We start from the raw sequence: 14,892 nt of genomic DNA on the forward strand, positions 1-14,892 counted from the left end.
GAACCACTCGCGTACGGAATGCGGCGCCCGGCGGCTTGTACCGACGGGCACGGCGCGGGGGCGGCCCGGCGGTCCGTCACCGTGTTTCGTGCGAGAGCAGGTTGCCTAGCGGGCCGAGGTCCAGGTTGAGGTCCTCGCGGCGCAGGCCGTGCAGCTCGCAGAGTTCCGTCATGCGCTCGTCGAGGAGCATCAAAGTGGTCCCCACGCGCTCCTCCTGCTCCTCCGTCAGCTCTCCGCTGTCGAAGCGGCGGATCGCCTGTCGTTCCATCAGCTGTCTGAGCAGCTCCACGACGGTCAGTACCAGGGACGCCAGATCACCGGCCGCGCTGTGCGGATCGATGTCCACACGGGTGTCGTTCACAGGGGCCCGCTGTCGGCCCACGGCGCGGGAACACGCTCGCTGACGGATGCCAGCAGGGCGTGAAGGGAGAGCCGGACCAGCGGAACGTCCGCGATGGCGATCACGAGATCCCCGCTGATGACGACACCGGTACCGAGCACTCTGTCGAGCAGGTCGACCAGGGGGACGCCGATGGGGGCCGTGGCCTCCGGGCCCTGCCACGCAACGGGGTTACGGGTGCCCTGCAAGTTCTCCTCCGTCCGTGAACGAGTAGGGGGCCCAGGGCCCGGAGACGTCGATCTCGATGCCGCTGAACTCCGGTGACGCGCGGAGCCGGCCGATCGTGGCCGTCAGTTCCCCGCTCCTGTCCTCGGCGATCAGATAGGCGGTGTTCATGATCTGTGTGCGGTCCTTGCCGGTGACCTCGGGGCCGTGCGGCCGACGAGGGACTGTGGCGACCGCCAGTCTCCGCACGGCGGCGTCCACCTGCTCTGCGGCGGTCAGTGCGCTCTCCCGGTGCTGCTCGCGCAGGTGCTGGCGGCCGCGCAGGCGGTTCAGGTAGTCACGGCCCGAGACGCGTGGGCCGGCGGCGGCCGTCTCCCCGGTGCCGGCGCCGGTGCCGGGGGCGGCGGAGTGGGCCGTCGTCCCGGCCTGTGTCAGGTGGACCTTGACGGCCCATTCGGCCCGGCCCGCGATGCGCTCCAGCGCCAGACGGAACCGGTCCCGGTTCTCCCCGACGGCCGCGCGCACGCGCTCGTCGCCGAGGCAGATCGTGGCCAGCGGCATCGGGACGGTGGGGCCTCCCGCGGCGGCGGCGGTGACGACGCCGTGGTGGGCGCGTGCGCAGCGTTCGAGTTCGGCGGCGTCGCCGAGCCGCTCGCGCAGCGCCGTTTCGGAGAACTCCGCAGCCGGCACGTCCTGGACCACGGCGCCCAGCGAGCCGACCGTCAGCAGACGCGGCGGCCCGCCGCCGGGGTGCCCCTCGGCGCGGGAGAGGAACCCGGGGTGGTCCGATCGGCAGACGGCGAAGACGTACGTGGCCCAGGATTCTCTCCCGACCGGAGCCGTGACCGTGGGCGAGGGGTGCGGGGTGGAGTTCATCGGCGGCGCAGCTCCCTTCTGACGCCGGCCCGCGGGACGCTGTCGGCTTCCTGGGAGTCCTCGCCCTCCAGGGCCTCGATCCGCTCGCGCAGCTGCTTGTTCTCCTCGTACAGGGCGTCGTGGGCGGCACGCGACGACAGCGCGGGATCGGTCTCCCACCAGTCGATGCCCGCCTTCTTCGCCGTCTCCACCGACGAGATGAACAGCCGCAGGCGAATGGTGAGCAGTTCGATGTCCAGCAGGTCGATCTTGATGTCACCGGCGATGACGATGCCCTTGTCCAGCACCCGCTCCAGGATCTCGGCCAGGTTGGCCGTGGCGGGCGGGTGCGACCGGGACTCCGTTGTCCAGCTGTCCAGTTCCGTCACGGGCTCACTCCAGGTACGGGTACCGGCGATTTTCTGTCGAGAATGTCCAGCAGCCGCTCCTCCTCGCGCTCGAAGCGCGCGAGGTCGATCTCACCGTCGTCCAGGGCGCGGTTCAGTTCGGCGAGCTGTAGGCGGATCGCCGCCGGGTCGTACAGCTCCGCCTCCGCCGCGTCGATGAGCCGGTCGGAGATCCAGACCACGCCGTGTACCGGCGCCAGGGGGAGGAGAAGCACCCCGGAGAGCAGACCCATGTCAGACCCTGGCCGGGACGGGTTCCGGGGCCACGAAGCTGTAGCAGGGCAGCGGGCCGGTCACCCGCAGTTCGACGCGGTCCGGATGGTCGGCGGCGAATCGCTCGGCGACACGGCGGAAACGTCCTTCCTCGCGGCGCGGTACGAGGAAGGACGCGTTCAGGACGCAGCCCTCCACGTCCGGCCCCGGACACATGTCGTCGGCGATCCCGGCGAATTGGGGTGGCAGCAGGGCCGCCGCGTCGGCCGCCCTTCGCCGCAGACCTTCCGCCACGGCCTGGCCGAGCCGGACGTTCGCCTCGTAACCGGGCCGGCGCCGCGTCTCCTCGCGAACCCGCTGGACCACCGGGTCCGCCCGGATCAGTGCGGCCAGGTCGTCCTGTACGGGCATGATCTTGACGTTCATCTCGACGCGGGAGTCCAGCCGCTCCAGCACGGCGGCGTGCTCGCCACGCCGCGCGGCGACGCCCGCCAGTACCGTCGCCTCGTCCGGCGCCACCATGCCGAAGCGCATCGGCAGCACGGGGCCGGCCGCGGCCAGCTCCAGGAGTAGATTCTGATGCGCCATCAGATCCCGTCGCCGGGCCCTGAGCCCCGGGTACGTGGCGCTGACCACGACGGCGAGGTCCTCGACCGGCAGCAGCCGCACCGGTGCGGGAGGCTCACCGATGCCGGCGGCGGAGGGGGGAAGCGCATGGGAGCCGCCCACGATGCCGTACACATAGATACCTGAAGCGGTCATGGGTCAGCGCTCCTCCTTGCGGCGGCGGGATCGTTCGCTTGCGGTGCTCCTGGAGCGGGATGTCTTGGACCTGCGGGGGCGTTCCGCCTCCTCCAGCTCGTCCTCGTCCTCGTCGTCGTCATCGCCGCCGGGGCCCACGGCCCGCTTGACCTTCTCGCCCACGGACTTCGCGGCCTTCTTCGCGCCTGCCTTGCCGACGCTCTTCGTCATACCGCCGCCGAACAGCTCCGGCACCGTCCTGCTGGCCGAGTCGTTCTCCAGGTCCAGCCGGTTGCACGCTTCGGCGAACCGCAGATAGGTGTCGACACTGGCGACGACGATCCGCGCGTCGATCTTCAGGATCTCGATGCCGACCAGCGACACCCGTACGAAGATGTCGATGACCATGCCGCGGTCGAGGATGAGTTCCAGGACGTCGTAGAGGGTGCCGGCGCGGGGAACGCGGACAACTTCCTCACTGTATGTGCTCAAGGAATGACCGTCTCTCGGGGTCGGGCCCCAGTTCTGGGCGCTCATGTGTCCGCCTGACCGCGGCGGTAACGACGCACTCTGCGGTACCGAAGCAGTGAGCCGTCCTCATCGATGTCCACCTCGTAGGTGGCGAGCAGACTGGTGGTGTCGGGGATGCGCGGGAGCTCCAGCACATCGATGTCGACCTGCCAGCCGTCATCGGTCCGCGAGACCGCGGAGACGCCCTCGGGCCGGTGCCTGATCAGCTTGCTCAGGCTCCGGCAGGCGCGTTCGGCCGCCTGCTCCGCTCCCCTCAGGTGTTCCTCGCCCGCGGCGGAGCGGGTGGATCGGGAGGTCCGGGCGCGCCCGGCACGCTGCTCTGACATGTTCCCCAGCCTCCCGGCCCTCTGACCTCTCCGCATGCGGTGATGGACCGAACGGGCTGCCGCCGGAAACCACACGAATGGCGGCTCGGCGAGGTCCGGAGGACAGTGGATGAGGGAGTGCCCACCGCGATGCGGGCAGCGCCCGCTGCCGCGTCGCCGGACCACTCGCAGACAATTCCCCTCTTCTTCTCTGGAGGATCCGATGGCCAGCACCGACACCAGCAGCCGCCCCGCTACCCATGCGAGCAGCACCAGCGCGAAGGGTGGGGGACCGGGCGGCACGACCACGATCGCCGACAGCGTCGTAGCCACCATCGCGGGCATCGCCGTCCGCGAGTCCGACGGAATCTACGCACTGGGCGGCAGCGCCTCGCGGGCGCTGGGATCAGTGCGGGACCGGATGTCCAAGGCGCCCGACCCCAGCAGGGGGGTCAAGGTCGAGGTCGGCGAGACGCAGACCGCGGTCGACGTGGACGTCATCGTGGAGTACGGCGAACCGATCGCGGAAGACGCGAAGGACATACGCACCCGTGTGACGGACGCGGTGGAGACGATGACCGGTCTGGAGGTCGTCGAGATCAACATCAACGTGCTCGACGTCCACCTGCCCGGATCGGACGACGAAGACGAGGACGGCGGCCGCCGTAGCGACCGGGTCCAGTAACGGCGCCTCGACGCCGTTCCGTCCAGCATTGCGAGGCACTCATGGAGAACAGCAAGAAAGTCTCTCTCGCCGCCGCTGTGGCGGCGGGCTATGTCCTTGGCCGGACCAAGAAGGGGAAGCTGGCGCTCGGTCTTGCTCCCCTTGTCGCGGGCCAGCAACTGCCGATGAATCCAAGGGAGTTGCTCATCCTGGCGATGCGCAAGCTGGCAGAGAATCCAACGGTGGGGCCGCTGGTGGAGCAGGCGCGGGGTGAAGTACTCGAGGCGGGGCGTTCGGCGCTGTCCGCGACGGCGAACCGTCGCCTGGGAGCGGTCGCCGACTCGCTCCAGCAGCGGACCGAGGCACTTCTCGTGGTACCGGTCGACGAGGACGAGGACGAGGAAGAGGAAGCCGGGGAAGAGGAGGACGAGGAGGAGTTCGAGGAAGAAGAGGAGCCCGAACCGGAAGGGTCCGAGCAAGAGGGGTCCGAGGAAGACGAAGAAGAGGAACGCCCCCGGCGTCGTGCGGCGAAGCGCCCGGCGTCGAAGAAGGCACCGGCGAAGAAGGCACCGGCCAAGAAGGCACCGGCGAAGAAGGCGCCCGCCAAGAAGAAGGCGGCGGCGAAGAAGCCCGCCGCCAAGAAGTCCGCGCGAGACAGCCGGAGGAGGTAACTCTCATGGCCAAGCAGACAGGCAAACCCACGGACACGAGTGCATCCGGCTTGGATCAGGTGAAGGAGCAACTGTCCGCCTACGTCGGTGCCCGGGGGCAGAAACTGCTGGATTCCGCCGGCGGGAAGCTGACCGACGTCGCGCAGGGCCTTGGTGGAGGCTCGGACGGAGGCGGGTCGAACGGCCTCCTTGACGTCGGGAAACGGGTGCTCGGCGGCGAGAACCCGGTCAAGGCCCTGGTCGGCGAGAAGGCCGGATCCATGAAGGACAAGGCCGTCGATTCGGTCAAGAGCGCCTTCGGCGGCGGGGACGCGAAAGCCGGCAGTGCCAAGGTGACCAACATCATCGAAGCCATCGACGTCGGCAAACCACTGCGCACGGTCTATGACCGCTGGACCGAGATAGAGGAGTTCAACTCCTTCGCCAAGGGTGTCACCGACGTGAAGCAGTCGGATGAGATCGAGAGCGACTGGAAGCTCAAGGTCGCCTTCTCCAACCGCAGTTGGAAGGCGACGGTGCAGGAACAGGTCGCCGACGACCGCATCGTCTGGACATCCGAGGGCGCCAAGGGGACGACGCACGGCGCCATCACCTTCCACGAACTGGCCCCGAGCCTGACCCGCATCGTCGCGGTCGTCGAATACACCCCGTCCGGATTCTTCGAGAAGACCGGCAATATCTGGCGTGCCCAGGGACGGCGACTGCGCCTGGACCTCAAGCACTTCCAGCGGTACGCCACACTCACCGACGACGAGGAAGTCGAAGGCTGGCGCGGCGAGATCCGCGAGGGCGAGGTCGTCCGGAGCCACGAGGAAGGGCTTGAGGACGACGAACCGGAAGAAGAGGAAGGAGAGGAAGAGGAGGACGAGGGACCGGAGGAGCCCGAGGACGAAGCCGACGACGACTACGACGAAGAAGAGGAAGAGGCAGACGAAGAGGAGCCGGACGAGGAGGACGAAGAGCAGAGGTGAGCGCCACCCGCACCGTGCCGGGACGCCGGTGAACGCCAGGTCCATGACCGGGGCATCGGCGCGTACGTCTAGATCGCGAACAGAACCGGATCCGCCTCGGCATCCTCGGGCCGGGGCTCCGGCAGGTCGAACAGAGGCTGTTCACCGGGCATCGGCAGATCCACGACGGCGAGGGACCCGGGGCACGACACCAGCGAGCCGTCCGGGTCGCGGCGCGCGCCCGGGGCGTCGTGCCGCCAGACACGGCCCCTCCTCGGCCGGCCGACGACCGGCCCGGCAGCGATCGCACGGTGGCAGACAGCGCAGTTCACGCGGGGAAGCTTCACACCGACCAGTGTGCCGGTGGACGGTGGACCCCCGCCACGGCCCACGTGCACGGCCCATGTGACCGTGCCCCGCGGAGCGGCCCCGGTGCCGGTGTCAGCGGCGGACCAGTGTCGCGTGTGTGACGTTCGGTGAGCCGACCAGCTCGGACACCCGGTAGCCGTCGATACCGTCACCCAGGTTGTCGAGCACCCGTTCCCCGCGCCCGATGAGGAGCGGCGCGATCACCAGGTGGAGCTCGTCGATCAGCCCCGCGCGCAGATACTGCCGGATGATCGCCGCCCCGCCGCCGATCCGGACGTCCTTGCCGTCCGCGGCGTCGAACGCGCGCCGCAGCACCGTCTCCAGCGGCTCGTCGGTGAAGCGGAAGGTGGTTCCGCCGCTCATCTCCAGGGCCGGGCGGGGATGGTGGGTGTGCACGAACACGGTGTGGTGGTAGGGCGGGTTCTCGCCCCACCAGCCCTGCCAGGACTCGTCCTCCCACGGCCCGCGCTGCGGCCCGAACATGTTCCGCCCCATGATCGTCGCACCGATGTTCTCCTTGCCGCGGACGAAGTACTCGACATCGGTTCCGGTCCTTCCCGCGGCGGCGTCCTCCGTCGCGGACACGAACCAGCCGTGCAGGTCGTCGCCCCAGCCGACGCCGTCCCCGAACGGGGCGTCCAGTCGCTGGTTCGGGCCGGCCGCGAAGCCGTCGAGGGAGATCGTCACGTTGTGCACGCGGACCTTGGGCATGGCCTTCACCTCTCGTGGTGGTGTTGCTCTCTCACCTCTACGTCGTACAGAGCCTGCCTGGATCGACATCCCGCGCGCATCTTTTCCGGGACCTGTCGGACGGTGGATCAGCGGGCCGTCGGCGGCGCGTGATGGGGGGCATTCGTCAGAAGCGAGGTGTGGCGTCCCGACGAAGCGCAAGACCGGAATCATCGGCGGGCCTGGCCTCCGCGGGCGTCGTCGCCGGCGCCGGCGTGCTGCACAACCGTCGCCCCGATCGCAGGGAGTGGCTCCACGTCACGGTCTTCAGCGAGCCCGGCTACCTGGGCCGCAACCGGACGCTGACCTGGACCGGAGGTGAGCGCGAGGTCGTCCCGCTCACCCGCGTACAGCTGCCGCGCGTCGGCTCGATCAGGCTGGAGCGGCTCGTGTACCGCTTCCGGCCCGAGGTGCGGCCGCCGAACATGTTCATCCTGTGGCACGCCCTCACCGAACGCGCGGACCGCACGGACCCCGAGGAGGGTGTGGCCTCCTTCATCGCCATGCACCAGCTCGCCGGGATGTTCTCGGCAGGCCGGTGGGAGCCGGTCCGCGAGTCCGCGGCGCGGTCGAGGGTACGGCTCTGGGCCGGGCGCCCGGGCGGTCCGCCGCTCGCGCACGACACGGGGGACCCTGCCGGCGGCCGGCCGTGGCACGACGTCCAGGCCAACACGCCCGACCTCGGCTCCTGGCGCACCCGCACCCGCTACCTCGAACTCGGCTACCACGACGGGAGCGGCCCCCGCGGCTGACCGGCCGGGGCGGCGCGTGCGACTCAGGAATGCGCCGCGGCCCGGTCGGACTCGCTGCGCAGTACGCAGAACTCATTGCCCTCGGGATCGGCGAGGATCGCCCAGCCCGAACCATCGGGATTCCGGTGATGGGCCACAAAGCCGGCACCGAGCCCCAGCAGCCGCTCCACCTCCTCGTCGCGCGAGGTCCCGGGGCGCAGACACAGATGGATCCGATTCTTGACCGTCTTGCTCTCGGGCACCTGGTTGAAGTGCAGTACCGGGCCCTCCGCCAGCAGCACCTGGGTCTCGCGGGCGCCCGGCCGGTCCTCCGGGTCCAGCGGACGGCCGGTGACACCGCTCCGGAAGCGGGCAAGCTCATAGGGATCCGCACAGTCGATCGCCACGTTCTGCAATACCGAGACCATGCGCACGAGCCTTCCTGATCTCCACGGCGAACGCCACCGGGTCGCGCTCCGTCTTTCGCTCCACGCGCGGATGGGATCAGGGAGACGAGTCGGACACCACGCGCATGCCCAGCCCGCGCACCCGGTAGATGCAGGTGTCGTCGCCCCACAGCGACGCGTCCGCCAGCGCGTACGGGCCCCGCTCGTCCGTGCCGCGCTCCACGATGTCCATGTCCACCCGGATCAGCCGGTTGGCCGGGGTGATCTGGCCGCGGTACGTCCAGGTCGTCTCGCGGCCGGGGAGCACCGGCTCGAACCGGGGGTGCAAAACGCCGTCCGCCGCGCCGCGCTCGAGCAGGTGGTACTGGAGCAGCTGGCACATGGCCTCGACGCCCAACGAGCCCGGCTGCACCGGATCCTGGAAGAAGTGGGCCCGGAAGAACCACTCGTCCGCGACCACGTCCTTCTCCGACCGCAGCCGCCCCAGCCCTCTGCTGCCCCCGTCCGGCCAGCAGCCGGTGATCCGGTCGAGCATCAGCAGCATGGGGCCCGGCAGCCGCGGCTCGCCGACGAGGTGGCGGGCGGGCCGGGCCGTCAGATCGACCACCCGGTCGCAGGGCTCGTCCAGACGCCCCCGCTCCCGGGCCGACACGGCGAGGCCCTGCTGGTCGTCGAAGGCCGACGGCGGGAAGTAGCCGAAGACCGTGGAGAGTTCGAACAGCGGCACGCCGTCGGCCGTGCACCTCACCCGGAACGACTCGATGATCATGTCCCCGCTCCGGGAGACACGCGTCAGCTCGGCATGGGTGCGGACCGTACCCGTCGCCGGAGTGACCTCACCGGTGACCGTTCCCGCCCCGTCGAGATTGCGGAACAGCAGATCCGCGTCGGTGGTCAACGCGCTGCCCACGTACGAGGCCAGCCACCCGCACGGTTGCAGCGCGATCTCCATCAGGACCGCGAACGGCATCGTACGGCCGCCGCTCTGCTCGAAGTACCAGGCCCGCGCGGGCACGTCGTACTCCGCGACGACACCGCTGCCCTCCCGCACACCGCCCTGCGGACCGTCCACCGAGACGATCCGGCTCATGAAGTGGTACGGGGGACCGGGCAGCCGCGCGACCTTGCGGGTGCCGTCGAAGGGCTCGTACGCCGTACCGAACGCCTCACTCGGTCTGCCCCAGGCGCACGCCAGCAACGAGGTGTAGTCGAAGGGGAATCCGTCGGCCGCCGTCGCCACCGGCTTCCTCTCCACGTGCCCGGCCAGCCCGCCGAGCAGGGGGAGCGGCACCGGTGCACCGCTGTCCTGCACGACGGGCGGGCCGGAGCCCCGCCAGTGCGACAGCGGCCAGTCGGGTACGAGCCGCAGCGCCACGTCCCGGCCCAGGAACGCCCTCGCGCCGTCCACCGAGCCCAGGATGTCGGCGTACAGCGTCGGCACCGGCCCGGCCGAGAAACCGCGTACGAACACCTCGTAGACGACCCGCCGGCTGAGCGGAGTCGCCTGGCCCCGGCACATCGCCCGGCACGGATGATCGTCGACGGGCTCGAAACGCCAGCCGTCCCGGTCCACGGTGCAGCCCATGGCCGCCAGGTAGAACGCCATCGCCTGGAGACCGCCCTGGAGCATCAGGGTGCCCGGCATACAGGGGTCGTTCTTGAAGTGCCCCGCGAAGAACCAGTCGTCCGGCGACAGCGGCGTCTCGGCCCGCAGATAGCCGCGGCCCCACGGCCCTCCGGCCGGGTCGAACGCGGTCACCTCGTGGAGCAGCCGCAGTCTCCCGTCGTCGAGCCGGGGCGGGCGGACGTGGGCCGCCGTCGCCTCCCAGCCGGGGCCGAAGCAGTCCGCCGGCCGCCCCTGTGTCAGGGCCCGCACCCGGTCCGCGTCGAAACGGGTCGCATCGCAGCGCACCGCGGGCGGGTCGAGCGGCAGTTCGTCACCGGGCGTCCGCTCGGCGGGATCCCACCGCACACCGCCGCTGTCGGCGAGCTCCTCGGGGGTGAAGAACCCGGCCTGGCCCTCGCGGACGCTGAGCCGCAGTTCGCCGTCCACATAACAGTCGTAGTGGAAGAAGGCCAGCCGGACGCCCTCGTGCTCCGCGTGGCCGTCGATGTGGATCTCGTAGCGCAGGGTGTCGCCCGCTCCGGGCGGGCCGCCGTGGTACGTCACCTCGCAGCCCAGCAGCCGGTAGGCGCGCTCCCCACGGTTGAGCAGGTCCACGCCCAGCCAGCTCAGCAGGAGCAGATCCGCCTGGCCCGCCTCGATCAGCATCCCGGCCGGCACACGTCCGGTGGAGTCCAGGTACCAGCTGTCGGACCGGACATCGGTCTCCGTCCAGATCATCCCGTCGGTGCGCACCGGGCCGGGCGTGGCGAGCGCCGCCGGCACGGCGTCGATACCGGTGACCCGGTCCGCGAACAGCATCGGCGGCCCCGGCATCCGCGTCTGCACGGCGTACCCGTCCTGCTCGGCGAACCGCGGGCCGAACAGCGTGGAGATCTCCCGCGAGGCGAGCTGCTCCAACTGGGCGCGGTCGAACTTCGGCCCCGGCCTCAGCGGTGGCGCGGGTGCCGCTTCCGGCGCGGGAGCGGGCAGGAGCGCCGGGCGGGGGTCGGTCCGTACGGGGGTCGGCGGCGGCCCGGCCGTCGTGCGCGCGGAAGGCGCGCCCGGTGACCGTACGGGAACGGGCCCGGTGCCCCGCAGCGCGGTGACGGCGAGAGCGGACGTCCGCACGAACCGCTGATGGGCCTCGATGTGCCCGGCCGTGATCTCCCGGTGCAGCGCGGCGACCCGCCGGCTCTGCCGCAGGACCGCGGCGAGGGCGCCCGCCGCCGCGGGGTCGCGCCCCTCCGAGCCTGTCGGCCGGACATCCGGCAGTGGGCCGGGCTGCCCGGCACCGGGGGAGGGCACGGCGACGCCGTCCGGTGCGCCGGACGGGCCGGTTGCCCGGTCCGGTACCGGCGCCAGCTCGGGGGCCCGGGGCAGGGTCACCGTCGCCGGCTCCAGCGGCGGCAGAGCCGGAGGCACGAGCACGGGCACGGTGACGGTGGGTCCGGGACGCGGCACCTCCGTGGCGGCTTCCGTGAGCCGGGCGAAGAACTCGTCGGCGTGTACGGGTACGCCCGCGACGACGAGTTCGGCCACCGCCAGACAGGTCCCGCGCAGCCGGGTGTCCCCCGGGGCGTCGAGTGCGACGGCCACATGCTCCCGGTCGCCGAGCACCCGCTTGATCCAGCCGGTGCACAGCTTGCGCGGCCCGTGCTCCACGAAGACCCGGACACCGTCGGCCCACGCCCGCTCGACCGTGGCCGCGAAGTCGATCGTGTTCAGCCCCTGCGCGGTGAGCGCCTCGGCGGCCCGCTCGGCCGTCGGCCGGTACGACCGCCCGGTGGCCCCGCTGTAGAAGCGCACACCGGGCACGTCGACGGTCGGACGACGGTGGACCGCACGCCACACGTCTCGGATCTCCGCCAACTCCGGTGCGTGGGCGGCCATGTCGTAGTCCAGCTCGATCGCGCTGTCGGCGCCGATCCTCGCCACGACGGCCGCGCACGCGCGGGACTCGCCGCCGATGACACAGATGCCGGGCGCGTTCACCGCCATCAGATGGACCGCCGCCTCCGTGGCGAGCTGGGCACGGACCGTTTCCAGCGGCGCACCGACCAGATAACTCGACCAGTGGCGGCCAGTGATGCCCAGCCGCTCCCAGTGGCGCCGCACCGCCCGGAGTTCACCGGTGAGTTCGGTCGTGAACAGACCGCTGTCCCGGGTGGCGTCGTACAACCCCGCCGCGTCCGGCCAGGCACCCAGCGCCACCAGGGCGGCAGACTCTCCCGACGAGTACCCGAGAGCGGCCTCCGGCCGGAGCCCGAGCACCTCACGGGTGAACACGGTGTGGTGGACGGCGAGTTCGGCGGCGCCCCAGATCTGGTCGAGCACTCCGCGCTCGGACCCGGACCGCAGCCGCGCGCCGATCGCCCCGTGTCCGGCACGGACGGCCTCGCCGAGCGAGGGCAGCGCGAGCATCAGCTCATGGCCCATACCGGGGTAGGCCGCCGAACCGTTGGTGTAGACGAAAGCGGTCCGCCCCGTGACCGGCCTGTCCCGGTACAGCACATCGGCCGGACGCGCCCCGCCCTCGGCCAGCCAGCGGCGGGCCGCCTCCTTCCGGGCCGAAAGCGCGCCGTCGTCGGCCACGAGCGCCAGCCGGGCCGGTCCGGCGCTCGATTCCGCGCTGGACTCCGCCCCGGACTCCAGCGCGGCCAGCACCTCCCGGCGATCGGCCCCGGAGAAGACGCGCAGGCGCGGAGCCGGGCCCCGCAGCCACGGCCGGACGTCCGCCGCGCGCAGCCGGACGCTCGCGGCGGGCCCCTCCAGCGGTGTCACCGCGACCTTCGCGGTGTGCGCGCCCGCGGCGGTATCGGCGGGAAGCCCCGCTCGCGGCACCGCACGGTGCTGGAGCGAGAGCGCCGCGACCGCGACGGAGACCAGCCCGTACGCCGCGTGGGCGCGCCCGAAGGACGACGCGGGGTCGAACACCGCGTCGGGTACGTCCCCGATGACCATGTCGGCTACGTCGGCGCAGTCCTCGTCGAGCAGGGCGACGACGGTGTCACCGTCCCTGCGCGCGGTCTCCAACGACTTGAGGACCAGGACGACGGCGGCGTCCCCCGGTTCGTCCTCCCGGCCCAGCTCCCGCCAGGCGCTGCGGTGCACCGCCTCGCAGGACAGGTCGGTGGCACCCACGAGCGCGGCGTCGGCCTCCCCCGACCGGAGGGCCCGCGCCGCGAGTTCCAGCGCCACGAGCCCGGACGCCTCCTCCGCCGAGACCGCGAAACCCGGTCCCGCCAGGTCGAGTTGGGTACTGATCCGATTCGCCACCAGATTCGGCAGGGTCCCCACCACCCCCTCGGCGGTCACGGGTGGCAGGAACGCGTCCCGGGCGAGGTCCACCGACTCGGGCGTGGCCGCGAGCCCGGCCCGCTCCAGCCAGTGGGGAACGCGCCAGCGCCCGCCCGCCCGCGCCACCTCGGGGTCCACCCCCATACCGACGACCACCATGGTCCGCTCCCGGGGGAGGGACACCGACCGGGCGGCCTCCCGCGCCGCCTCCAGCACCAGGAGCTGATGGCGCACCGTCCGCTCCAGGCCCACCGGCGGGAAACACAGGTCCCTCAGCTCCACGGCGATCCCGGCGGCGGGCCCACGCCGCTCACCGCCCAGCACCGCCCGCCGGAAGTCCTCCAAACAGGTCCCGTCGCCGACCCGCGCGCCGAGGGCGACGATCGCCACCGGCGTACGGCCGCCCGGCGATTCCCGTACCCCGGTCGGGGCGGTCATGGCGGCGGCCGGGCGGCTCGGCCACCGTACGGCGGACACCGGGTCACCGTCCGGAAGGTCCACCACCAGATGCGCGTTGGTCCCGCCGAACCCGAACGCGCTCACCGCCGCCCTGCGCGGCCCGGACCACGGCTCCGGCGCGGTCACCACCCGCAACGGCGTACCCGCCAGCGCCTCCAGCGGCCGGTCCACACCGAGCGTCGCCGGCCGCACCCCCGCACGCAGCGCGCCGAGCACCTTCAGCAGACCGGCCGCACCGGCCGAGGCCAGCAGATGCCCCACGTTCGACTTCACCGAACCGATGGGCACGTCGCCACCGGTCCCGAAGACGCGGGCCATACCGCGCGCCTCCACCGCGTCCCCGACCGGCGTTCCCGTCGCATGGCACTCCACGAGCGACACGCTCTCGGGGGCGACGCCCGCCGCGTCGTACGCCAGGCGCATCGCCCGGATCTGACCCTCCTCCGCCGGGCTGATCAGCCCGGAACCGCGCCCGTCGTTGGACAGCCCGACACCACGGATCACACCGAGCACGGGGAGCCGGGCGGCCCGCGCCTCGGCCAGCCGCATCAGGGCGACGAACCCGGCGCCCTCGCCGTGCACCAGCCCGTCAGCGTCCCGGTGGAAGGGCCGGCTGCGCCCCGTACGGCTCGTCGCGGAGAGCCCGCAGAAGCCCACTTGCAGGAAGAGGGGGTCCGCCCGGCTGACCGCACCGGCCACCATCAGGTCCGCCGTACCGTCGTGCAGCCGGTCGCACGCCAGTTTGACGGCGTACAGCGACGACGCGCAGGCGGCGTCGAGCGACCACGCGCCCGCGCCCAGCCCGAGGGCCCGGGCCGCGAGCCCTGCGGGCAGCCCGGACGAGAAGCGGTTGAGGGCGTCGGGCCGCCGCCGGCGCTCTCCTGTCAGCAACGCGTCACGAAGCGGGGGCCGTTGGGCGGACAGCCAGACGTGCTCGGCGAGAACCGCCCCGGTGGGCGTGGGATACGACAGATTTCCCAGCACCAGCCCCGCACCCGGCAGAGGACCCTCGCGGCCCGCCTCCGTGAGCGCCTGCCGGACGCCGTACATGACCCAGTGGAAGAGCGGGTCCAGCGACAGGATCCGCTCCGGTGCGATCCGGAAACCTCTCGGGTCGAAGACGGACTCGAACCCCTTCACGTACCCGCCGACATCGGTCCAGGTGCGGTCCAGGTGGTCGTCCACCGAGCCCATGGCCCGACGGCGCGGCAGCCGCCACCGGTCCTCCGGGACGGCCGACAGGCTGGTGCGGCCCGCGGCGATGTTCTCCCAGAACGTGTCCGGATCGAGCGCGTCGGGCAGCACGCAGCCCCGGCCGACGACGGCGATCGGTTCGAATTCCATGCAAGGTCTCACTTCACGCGGGGGCGGGGCGGGGCTGGTTCGGTCGGG

General features: G+C 71.8%; 16 protein-coding genes. 4 read left to right on the forward strand and 12 right to left on the reverse strand.

Features of this window, described 5'->3' with window-relative positions:
• Positions 1 to 76: 76 nt before the first annotated feature.
• The 8 genes from SSPS47_RS31500 to SSPS47_RS31535 are packed head-to-tail and all read right to left on the reverse strand — an operon-like array spanning position 77 to position 3,638.
• Entirely contained in the window at positions 77 to 361 is a 285-nt protein-coding gene (locus SSPS47_RS31500; protein ID WP_147874846.1) for a gas vesicle protein K, read from the reverse strand.
• Complete coding sequence (locus tag SSPS47_RS31505; protein WP_147874845.1) at positions 358 to 588, reverse strand: gas vesicle protein; 231 nt, start codon at positions 586 to 588, stop codon at positions 358 to 360. Before SSPS47_RS31505 ends, SSPS47_RS31500 begins: the two co-directional genes overlap by 4 nt.
• Positions 572 to 1,441 (reverse strand): GvpL/GvpF family gas vesicle protein, encoded by an 870-nt coding sequence (locus tag SSPS47_RS31510; RefSeq protein ID WP_164253873.1) that lies wholly within the window; start codon positions 1,439 to 1,441, stop codon positions 572 to 574. The genes SSPS47_RS31505 and SSPS47_RS31510 overlap by 17 nt, the downstream gene beginning before the upstream one ends.
• On the reverse strand, positions 1,438 to 1,809 hold the full coding sequence (locus SSPS47_RS31515; RefSeq protein ID WP_164253874.1) for a gas vesicle protein: 372 nt from the start codon (positions 1,807 to 1,809) through the stop codon (positions 1,438 to 1,440). Before SSPS47_RS31515 ends, SSPS47_RS31510 begins: the two co-directional genes overlap by 4 nt.
• Complete coding sequence (locus SSPS47_RS31520) at positions 1,806 to 2,060, reverse strand: gas vesicle protein GvpG (RefSeq protein WP_164253875.1); 255 nt, start codon at positions 2,058 to 2,060, stop codon at positions 1,806 to 1,808. The genes SSPS47_RS31515 and SSPS47_RS31520 overlap by 4 nt, the downstream gene beginning before the upstream one ends.
• 1 nt (position 2,061) lies before the next feature.
• Positions 2,062 to 2,802 (reverse strand): GvpL/GvpF family gas vesicle protein, encoded by a 741-nt coding sequence (locus SSPS47_RS31525; RefSeq protein ID WP_164253876.1) that lies wholly within the window; start codon positions 2,800 to 2,802, stop codon positions 2,062 to 2,064.
• Between the two features lie 3 nt (positions 2,803 to 2,805).
• Positions 2,806 to 3,273: a gas vesicle protein GvpJ gene (gene gvpJ, locus SSPS47_RS31530; protein WP_164253877.1), complete on the reverse strand. Its 468-nt coding sequence runs from the start codon at positions 3,271 to 3,273 to the stop codon at positions 2,806 to 2,808.
• 41 nt (positions 3,274 to 3,314) lie between these two features.
• Positions 3,315 to 3,638: a gas vesicle protein gene (locus tag SSPS47_RS31535; RefSeq protein ID WP_164253878.1), complete on the reverse strand. Its 324-nt coding sequence runs from the start codon at positions 3,636 to 3,638 to the stop codon at positions 3,315 to 3,317.
• A gap of 202 nt (positions 3,639 to 3,840) precedes the next feature.
• Between SSPS47_RS31535 and SSPS47_RS31540 the strand changes: the two genes are divergently transcribed.
• Genes SSPS47_RS31540 through SSPS47_RS31550 form a run of 3 tightly spaced genes read left to right on the forward strand, consistent with a single transcriptional unit; the run spans position 3,841 to position 5,923 of the window.
• Positions 3,841 to 4,302, forward strand: coding sequence for an Asp23/Gls24 family envelope stress response protein (locus SSPS47_RS31540; RefSeq protein WP_147874838.1), 462 nt, complete (start codon positions 3,841 to 3,843; stop codon positions 4,300 to 4,302).
• Between the two features lie 41 nt (positions 4,303 to 4,343).
• Positions 4,344 to 4,952, forward strand: a complete 609-nt coding sequence (locus SSPS47_RS34990; protein WP_203557976.1) for a hypothetical protein — start codon at positions 4,344 to 4,346, stop codon at positions 4,950 to 4,952.
• Between the two features lie 5 nt (positions 4,953 to 4,957).
• A complete protein-coding gene (locus SSPS47_RS31550; RefSeq protein WP_164253879.1) occupies positions 4,958 to 5,923 on the forward strand; it encodes an SRPBCC family protein in 966 nt (321 codons plus the stop codon).
• A 68-nt stretch (positions 5,924 to 5,991) separates the two neighbouring features.
• Here the strand turns inward: SSPS47_RS31550 and SSPS47_RS31555 are convergent, their stop codons facing one another.
• Together SSPS47_RS31555 and SSPS47_RS31560 are read right to left on the reverse strand one after the other, a co-directional pair.
• Positions 5,992 to 6,249, reverse strand: coding sequence for a hypothetical protein (locus SSPS47_RS31555; RefSeq protein ID WP_164253880.1), 258 nt, complete (start codon positions 6,247 to 6,249; stop codon positions 5,992 to 5,994).
• Positions 6,250 to 6,343: 94 nt separating this feature from the next.
• Positions 6,344 to 6,982, reverse strand: coding sequence for a dihydrofolate reductase family protein (locus tag SSPS47_RS31560; protein ID WP_164253881.1), 639 nt, complete (start codon positions 6,980 to 6,982; stop codon positions 6,344 to 6,346).
• Positions 6,983 to 7,215: 233 nt separating this feature from the next.
• On the opposite strand from SSPS47_RS31560, the gene SSPS47_RS31565 reads away from it, so the two are divergent.
• A complete protein-coding gene (locus tag SSPS47_RS31565; protein WP_164253882.1) occupies positions 7,216 to 7,752 on the forward strand; it encodes a hypothetical protein in 537 nt (178 codons plus the stop codon).
• A 23-nt stretch (positions 7,753 to 7,775) separates the two neighbouring features.
• On the opposite strand, the gene SSPS47_RS31570 is transcribed toward SSPS47_RS31565, so the two are convergent.
• Positions 7,776 to 8,159 carry a VOC family protein gene (locus SSPS47_RS31570; RefSeq protein WP_164253883.1) on the reverse strand — a complete coding sequence of 128 codons (384 nt, stop codon included), beginning with the start codon at positions 8,157 to 8,159 and terminating at the stop codon, positions 7,776 to 7,778.
• Positions 8,160 to 8,235: 76 nt separating this feature from the next.
• A complete protein-coding gene (locus SSPS47_RS31575) occupies positions 8,236 to 14,844 on the reverse strand; it encodes a polyketide synthase (RefSeq protein WP_164253884.1) in 6,609 nt (2,202 codons plus the stop codon).
• Positions 14,845 to 14,892 lie beyond the last annotated feature (48 nt).

Origin of the sequence: Streptomyces sp. S4.7 (assembly GCF_010384365.1) — a bacterium.
GTDB lineage: Bacteria > Actinomycetota > Actinomycetes > Streptomycetales > Streptomycetaceae > Streptomyces.

Excerpts from the sequence above, each read along its gene's own strand:
- SSPS47_RS31510 (WP_164253873.1), bottom strand. The coding sequence starts at position 1,441 with ATGAACTCCACCCCGCACCCCTCGCCCACGGTCACGGCTCCGGTCGGG.
- SSPS47_RS31520 (WP_164253875.1), bottom strand. The coding sequence starts at position 2,060 with ATGGGTCTGCTCTCCGGGGTGCTTCTCCTCCCCCTGGCGCCGGTACAC.
- SSPS47_RS31525 (WP_164253876.1), bottom strand. The coding sequence starts at position 2,802 with ATGACCGCTTCAGGTATCTATGTGTACGGCATCGTGGGCGGCTCCCAT.
- SSPS47_RS31535 (WP_164253878.1), bottom strand. The coding sequence starts at position 3,638 with ATGTCAGAGCAGCGTGCCGGGCGCGCCCGGACCTCCCGATCCACCCGC.
- SSPS47_RS31540 (WP_147874838.1), top strand. The coding sequence starts at position 3,841 with ATGGCCAGCACCGACACCAGCAGCCGCCCCGCTACCCATGCGAGCAGC.
- SSPS47_RS34990 (WP_203557976.1), top strand. The coding sequence starts at position 4,344 with ATGGAGAACAGCAAGAAAGTCTCTCTCGCCGCCGCTGTGGCGGCGGGC.
- SSPS47_RS31550 (WP_164253879.1), top strand. The coding sequence starts at position 4,958 with ATGGCCAAGCAGACAGGCAAACCCACGGACACGAGTGCATCCGGCTTG.
- SSPS47_RS31560 (WP_164253881.1), bottom strand. The coding sequence starts at position 6,982 with ATGCCCAAGGTCCGCGTGCACAACGTGACGATCTCCCTCGACGGCTTC.
- SSPS47_RS31570 (WP_164253883.1), bottom strand. The coding sequence starts at position 8,159 with ATGGTCTCGGTATTGCAGAACGTGGCGATCGACTGTGCGGATCCCTAT.
- SSPS47_RS31575 (WP_164253884.1), bottom strand. The coding sequence starts at position 14,844 with ATGGAATTCGAACCGATCGCCGTCGTCGGCCGGGGCTGCGTGCTGCCC.